The sequence below is a fragment of the Nonomuraea glycinis genome (assembly GCF_014646515.1).
Taxonomy (GTDB): Bacteria; Actinomycetota; Actinomycetes; order Streptosporangiales; family Streptosporangiaceae; genus Nonomuraea; species Nonomuraea glycinis.
Map to the genome: position 1 here is coordinate 120,006 of NZ_BMNK01000016.1, position 6,214 is coordinate 126,219.

Below are 6,214 nucleotides of genomic sequence, written 5' to 3' on the forward strand. Positions count from 1 at the left end.
AGGCGGTGGCGAAGTTCGGTCTCCTGCGCTGTCAGCGCCTGGCCCGGGCGTCGGATGCGGGCCAGGCGAGGGCGGGGATGTCTTCGCCGTGCAGGAGGACTGGGCCGCCTCGACGGCTTCGGGGTGGGCCTAGGTCTTCTCCTGCTCGGCGATGGCCCGGTAGATGCCGGCCAGGGACGGGTTATCGCCCTTGCGTTTCCCGGTCGGGATGATCAGATTCCTGCGGATGTCTTCGACGCGTTCCCCGGCGGCCTTGCGGCGCAGCACGGTGTGCGGCATGTCGTCGGTGATGACCGGGGGCCGGCCGCCGTGGTTGCCCTTGCGGGCGGCGGCGTCGAGGCCTTCCAGGGTACTCGCGGATGGCTTCGCGTTCGGTGTGATCCGATCACGTCTGCCATGTGCGGCTGGAACGATCACGTCGCGGGACAGAACAGCGATTTGAGGGCGTTGGTGATACGCCTCGACACGGTGCTGCGCTCGTCGTTGTCCATGGCCAGGGTCAGGGACACGGCGAACTGCACGCGGCCGTCGGATGAGGTAAGGGTCGCGGCGGTGAAGCCGGGGGCGCTACCTCCGCCTCCTGCGGCGAACTCGGGGTTGCCGGCGCACGGGCCGCCCGCGGGCGGCGGCGTCTGGCCGGGCGGCGGGTCGGTGACGAGCTTGCTCAGGGACGCCGGCAGGAGCTTGCCCTGGCGGAAGGCGCGCTGGAAGGTGCTCGCGTCGCGCGTGGTGGAGATCACACCGCCGGCGCCGAGCAGGGTGGTGGCGTTGATCTTGTCGGCATCGCGCATCGTGCCCGTCTCGTCCGGGGCGTAGCCGTGCCCGTGCGGACCCTTGATGCCCTCGTTCGCCTTGGCGGGCAGGTAGGTGTGGCGCATGCCGAGCGGGACGAAGAGCCTCCGGTTGAGTTCGGCGGCCAGTGACCTGCCGGAAAATTTCTCGATGATCATGCCGAGCAGGATGTAGTTGGTGTTGGAGTAGTCGAAGGTCCCGACTTCCACGCGGCGTGCGTTCTTGCGCGAGGCCGCCAGCAGGTCGGTCGGGCGGTAGTTACGCGTAGGGCTCGAGGTGTCCGGGCCGATGTAGTCGGGGATGCCCGAGGTCAACTGGACCAGATGGCGTACGGTGATCTTGTCGGCTCGCTCCACCAGGTCCTTCTTCGCCACCTCCGGCAGGACCTCGCTGAGTTTGTCGTCCAGGCTCAGCTTGCCTTCCTTGACCAGTTGCAGCGCCACGGCTGCGGTCATGGTCTTGGTCTGCGACCCGATCCGGTAACGGGCTGTCGATGGGATCGCGCCGCCCTTGCCGTCGAGCAGGCGGGACCCGGCCGATCCCTTTCCGACCCGCTTGCCGTCCACGTACACCTCGCCAATGGCGCCCACCACGTGACCCGTTTCCACCAAGGCTTCCATCGCCTGCTGCACGTCCCCGACCTTGACGGGGGCGGCAGCTGTCGCGGCGGTGGCGGGCGGCGCCGCGCTCAAGACCAGCGCCGCGCACGCCAGTGAGGCTGCGCCAGTGAACGTCGTTCGACGAAGAATCATGAAGTCTGCCTCTTCCAAACGTGAAGACCGAGGTGTCGAGCCACAAGTTCTAACGAGAGCAAGGTTTCTTCAGCGTTAACCCCAAAAGCGCAGCTCCGCCACGCCGGTCCGTGGTGTCGCTCCCCCCGCGAACGGCGGGACGGGGTCGCGTCCAAGATGCGGAGGGCAAGGGACATGTCTGCACCTTCACCACCTCAACGCCGCGACCCTCGACGATCTCCTCGCCCGCGTCCTCGAAGAACTGCTGCAGCGCTATGCCGCCATCCGCCGCTTCCTGCCCAAACCGCTCAAGCACCTCGACACCCTCAGAATCCGCCATCGGGCAAGACCGGCCTGGTCAGACCTACAGTGTCAACAGATGTGACACCAAGCCCGGTCCGCCGTTCCACTCCTACTGGCAGGCCGGACACGTCCACCGCCTGGGCCGGAGCCATCCGCCTCAGCGCACGGTGATGACCAGCTTGCCCGTGGTGCGGCCCGTCTCCCCCAGAACGTGGGCCCGAGCGCCTTCGGCGAGGGGGAAGGTGGCGGAGACGTGGGCGCGGAGCCTGCCCCCGTCGACGAGGTCGGCGATGGCACGCATCCCGGCCTGGTCGTGCTCAACGATCAGGGTGACGGCGCGGACCTGTGCCTTCTCGGCCGCGGCTCGGGTGTCCTCGGCGCCCGGCACCAGGGAGATGAGAACGCCGCCGGGGCGGAGCACGCCCACGGAACGGGTGGCGGTCTCCCCGCCGAGGGCGTCGAGGACGACGTCGTAGCGCTCCTCGGTGTCGGTGAAGTCCTCGGAGCGGTGGTCGATGCAGGCATCCGCGCCGAGCTCGCGCAGGAAAGCATGCTTGGGGGCGCTCGCCGTCCCGGTGACATGAGCCCGGCGTTCCTTGGCGATCTGTACGGCGAGGTGACCGACACCGCCGGCTGCGGCGTGGATCAGCACCCGCTGCCCGGCCCGCAGGCCCGCGGTCTCGACGAGGGCCTGCCAGGCGGTGAGCGCGGCCAGCGGCAGAGCGGCCGCCTGGATGTGGTCGATCCCGGTGGGCTTGGCGACGAAGGCGCGGGTGGGACCGGTCACGTACTCGGCGTGGGAGCCGGCCCCATACGGGTATGGCAGCATGCCGAACACCTCGTCACCGGGCTGGAAGAGGGTGACGCCCAGGCCGGTCTCCACCACGGTGCCGGAGACGTCCCAACCGAGGATCAGCGGCGGGGGTGGCAGGAAGATACTCAGGGCGCGGTGCTTGAAGTCCGTGGGGTTGAGTCCGGCCGCGTGCACGGCGACGAGGATCTCCCCGGGGCCGGGCGCGGGCCGCGGAAGCTCGGTCAGCCGCAGCACCTCAGGGCCGCCGAGGGCCGTCTGGTGCAGGGCGAGCATCACAGGGGCGCTGTGCGGGGCAGCAGGGCCCGGGGAGCTGAGATCGTCAAGGGTGTCCGTCGGAGTCATGCCTCGATCCTGGCCCTACGGTCCAGCCCGGGGCGATGGCAAGAAGGTCAGCCTCCGATACATTCTTGCCATGTCCATCGACCCTGCCGCCCACCGCGTTCCCCGCGCTCTCCCCGTGTCCGCCCGGGACCGTGACCTCGCTGATCGCGCGGCCGAACTGGACCCCGCCCCGCGGCCCGGCGCGCACAAGGTCGTCGTCCTCGCCCTCGAGGGCGTCTACCCCTTCGAACTCGGCATCCCGCACCGGGTCCTGGGATCCGCCGATGGCCGCTACGAGGTGCTGTCCGCGAGCGTGGACGGGCGACCCGTACGTACCGACGCGGACCTGACCGTCACCCCCGGGCACGGTCCCGAGGTGCTGGCCGAGGCGGACACCGTGATCATCCCTCCGTACGGGATCTCGCCGGCCTCGGCCGCCGCCCCGGACCCGCAGGCCCTGACCGCCCTGTCCCGTGTCCGCCCCGGCACCCGCCTGGTGTCCATCTGCACCGGCGCTTTCCTGCTGGCCGCCGCCGGTCTCCTGGACGGACGCCGAGCCACCACCCACTGGGAGCTCACCGACATCTTTCAGGAACTGTTCCCCCGGGTCGAGCTGGATGCCGGCGTGCTCTTCGTCGACCACGGTGACGTACTGACCTCCGCGGGGGCGGCGAGCGGTGTCGACATCTGCCTGCACCTGGTGCGCCAGGACCACGGCAGCGAGGTCGCCAACCAGGTCGCCCGCCGCTGCGTCGTGCCGCCCTACCGGGAAGGCGGGCAGGCGCAGTACATCGAGCGGCCGCTGCCGCCGGTGAGCGGGACCGGCACAGGACCGACCCGCGACTGGGCCCTGCAGCGGCTGGAACTGCCGCTGTCGCTGGAGGAGTTGGCCGCGCACGCGGCGATGAGCACCCGCACCTTCGCCCGGCGCTTCCGGCAAGAGACCGGTCTGAGCCCCGGCCGCTGGCTGACTCAGCAGCGGCTGAGGCGGGCGCGGCACCTGTTGGAGTCCAGCGACCTGCCGGTGGACCGGGTCGCCCATGAGGTCGGCTTCGCCACCGCCACCTCGCTGCGGCGGCACCTGGCAGCGGAGACGGGGGTCGCCCCATCGGCGTACCGGCGCACCTTCCGCGTCTCGGATCCGGCCGCGGGCCACGTCAGGTAAAGCATCAGGATCTGGGCGCTGAGACGAAGGCTGCCGCACTGCGGGTATCGGGTTCGTACCGCGTGCCGGGGAGGACGGGCGTCCGCGTCATGAGGGAGAGCGCCGGAGGTGAGCGGGGCGGGATGTGGCCGCAAGCCAGCCGGTGACCACGCTTTCGAGGTAGGCGTCCGTGATGGGCCGGCGGTCGATGAGGCGCCTGGACATCACCGGCCCGATGAGCATCTTCGCCAGGGCGTGGGCGGCTTCGGGAGCGCGGTCGGCCTCCGTGACCGCCTTCCAGGCCACCGCAGCCGCCTGAGGAGGTCAGTGATGAACCTCGTGAACCGACAACGCGCTGAGCGGCTTACTGACACTTCGTGGCAATCTGACGCTGATGGTTTCGTGGCGATTCGCGGTGACGGTGCGGAATCGGGTCTAGGCGACATCCCTTTGTGACATTACGTTCCTTACAGCACCATCCCGGGGGATTGTTCCTGTCCCGTCAGATCCCGATGGAGGCACCTAACGCGGCATCCTGCACCTGCCGCACGCTCTCACCCTGCTCCTCACAACCCCAGAGGAATGGCATGAGATCACGACTGCTCGCCGTCATCACCACCGTGACCCTGGCCTTAGCCAGCGCCCTCATCGGCGCGCCGGCCCAGGCCGCGACGGCGCTCGCCGCGCCCGACATCCCACTGGCCAACGTCAAGGCCCACCTGACCCAGCTCCAGTCCATCGCGACCGCCAACGGCGGCAACCGCGCCCACGGCCGGCCCGGCTACCTCGCTTCCGCCAACTACGTCAAGGGCCGCCTGGACGCCGCCGGGTTCAGCACGACCCTGCAGTCATTCACCTACAACGGCGCCACCGGCTACAACCTGATCGCCGACTGGCCGGGCGGCGACCCCGACGACATCCTCATGATCGGCGCTCACCTCGACAGCGTGACCGCCGGGCCCGGGATCAACGACAACGGCTCCGGCAGCGCCGCGATCCTGGAGACCGCGCTGGAAGTGTCCCGGCAGGCTCTCCAGCCCGCCAAGCACCTGCGCTTCGCCTGGTGGGGCGCCGAGGAGCTGGGGCTGCGCGGCTCGCAGCACTACGTCACCAACCTGTCCGCGACCGAACGGGCGAAGATCAAGGGGTATCTCAACTTCGACATGGTCGGCTCGCCCAACGCCGGCTACTTCCTCTACGACGGCGACAACTCCGACGGGGTGGGCTCCGGTCCGGGACCCGCCGGATCGGCCGAGCTGGAGAAGGTTCTGCAGGACTACTTCACCTCCATCGGCGTGCCCACGCGCGGCACCGACTTCGACGGCCGCTCCGACTACGGCCCGTTCATCTCCCGCGGCATCCCGGCGGGTGGCACCTTCACCGGCGCCGAGGGCATCAAGTCCAGCGCCCAGGCGCAGCTGTGGGGAGGCACGGCGGGGCAGGCATTCGACCCGTGCTACCACCGCGCGTGCGACACCACGGCCAACATCAGCGACGCGGCGCTCGACCGCAACGCCGACGCGGTGGCGTACGCCGTCTGGACGATCGGCACCGCCACGCCGCCCGTCGTGGTCTGGTCGGACGACTTCGAGACCGATCGGGGCTGGACGCCGGTGGCCGGTACGGCCACGAGCGGCCTGTGGGAGCGGGGCGACCCGGAGGCCACCACCTCCAGCGGCGCCAAGCAGCTCGGCACCACGGTCAACGGCGTCAACGACCTGGTCACCGGACGGCTGGCCGGATCATCGGCCGGCGCCCACGACGTCGACGGCGGCGTGACGTCCATCCAGTCGCCGCCGATCACGTTGCCGGCCGGGGCGCCGAAGCTGTCGTTCTCCTGGTACCTCGCGCACGGCAGCAACTCCTCCAGCGCCGACTACCTGCGGGTCAGGGTGGTCGGCAGTTCGACGAGCACCGTCTTCCAGCAGCTCGGCGCCGCCACGAACCGTGACGGCGCCTGGGCGGCGACGACCGTCGACGTGTCCGCCTTCGCGGGGCAGAGCGTGCGGGTGCTGGTCGAAGCCGCCGACGCCTCGGCTGCGAGCCTGGTGGAGGCGGGCGTCGACGACGTGAAGATCCTCCAGTAACCGGCGGCGGGGGGGGGGGGGG

General features: G+C 70.2%; 5 protein-coding genes. 2 read left to right on the forward strand and 3 right to left on the reverse strand.

Translation table 11 applies throughout. The annotated features are described in order from the left end of the window. Nucleotides 1–129: 129 nt before the first annotated feature. The 3 genes from IEY87_RS34660 to IEY87_RS34670 all read right to left on the reverse strand — a co-directional run bounded on the left by IEY87_RS34660 (nucleotide 130) and on the right by IEY87_RS34670 (nucleotide 2,913). Nucleotides 130–417, reverse strand: coding sequence for a hypothetical protein (locus IEY87_RS34660; RefSeq protein WP_225277921.1), 288 nt, complete (start codon nucleotides 415–417; stop codon nucleotides 130–132). After that, nucleotides 414–1,544, reverse strand: coding sequence for a serine hydrolase domain-containing protein (locus IEY87_RS34665; RefSeq protein ID WP_189143052.1), 1,131 nt, complete (start codon nucleotides 1,542–1,544; stop codon nucleotides 414–416). The genes IEY87_RS34660 and IEY87_RS34665 overlap by 4 nt, the downstream gene beginning before the upstream one ends. Nucleotides 1,545–1,983: 439 nt before the next feature. Continuing rightward, a complete protein-coding gene (locus IEY87_RS34670) occupies nucleotides 1,984–2,913 on the reverse strand; it encodes an NADP-dependent oxidoreductase (protein WP_189143173.1) in 930 nt (309 codons plus the stop codon). 139 nt (nucleotides 2,914–3,052) lie between these two features. Between IEY87_RS34670 and IEY87_RS34675 the strand changes: the two genes are divergently transcribed. Both IEY87_RS34675 and IEY87_RS34680 read left to right on the forward strand, forming a co-directional pair. Next, the gene (locus IEY87_RS34675) at nucleotides 3,053–4,126 is read left to right on the forward strand and encodes a GlxA family transcriptional regulator (RefSeq protein ID WP_225277922.1); all 1,074 of its coding nucleotides are present in this window, start codon (nucleotides 3,053–3,055) and stop codon (nucleotides 4,124–4,126) included. A 566-nt stretch (nucleotides 4,127–4,692) separates the two neighbouring features. Continuing rightward, nucleotides 4,693–6,192 carry a M28 family peptidase gene (locus IEY87_RS34680; RefSeq protein ID WP_189143053.1) on the forward strand — a complete coding sequence of 500 codons (1,500 nt, stop codon included), beginning with the start codon at nucleotides 4,693–4,695 and terminating at the stop codon, nucleotides 6,190–6,192. Nucleotides 6,193–6,214: the final 22 nt, after the last annotated feature.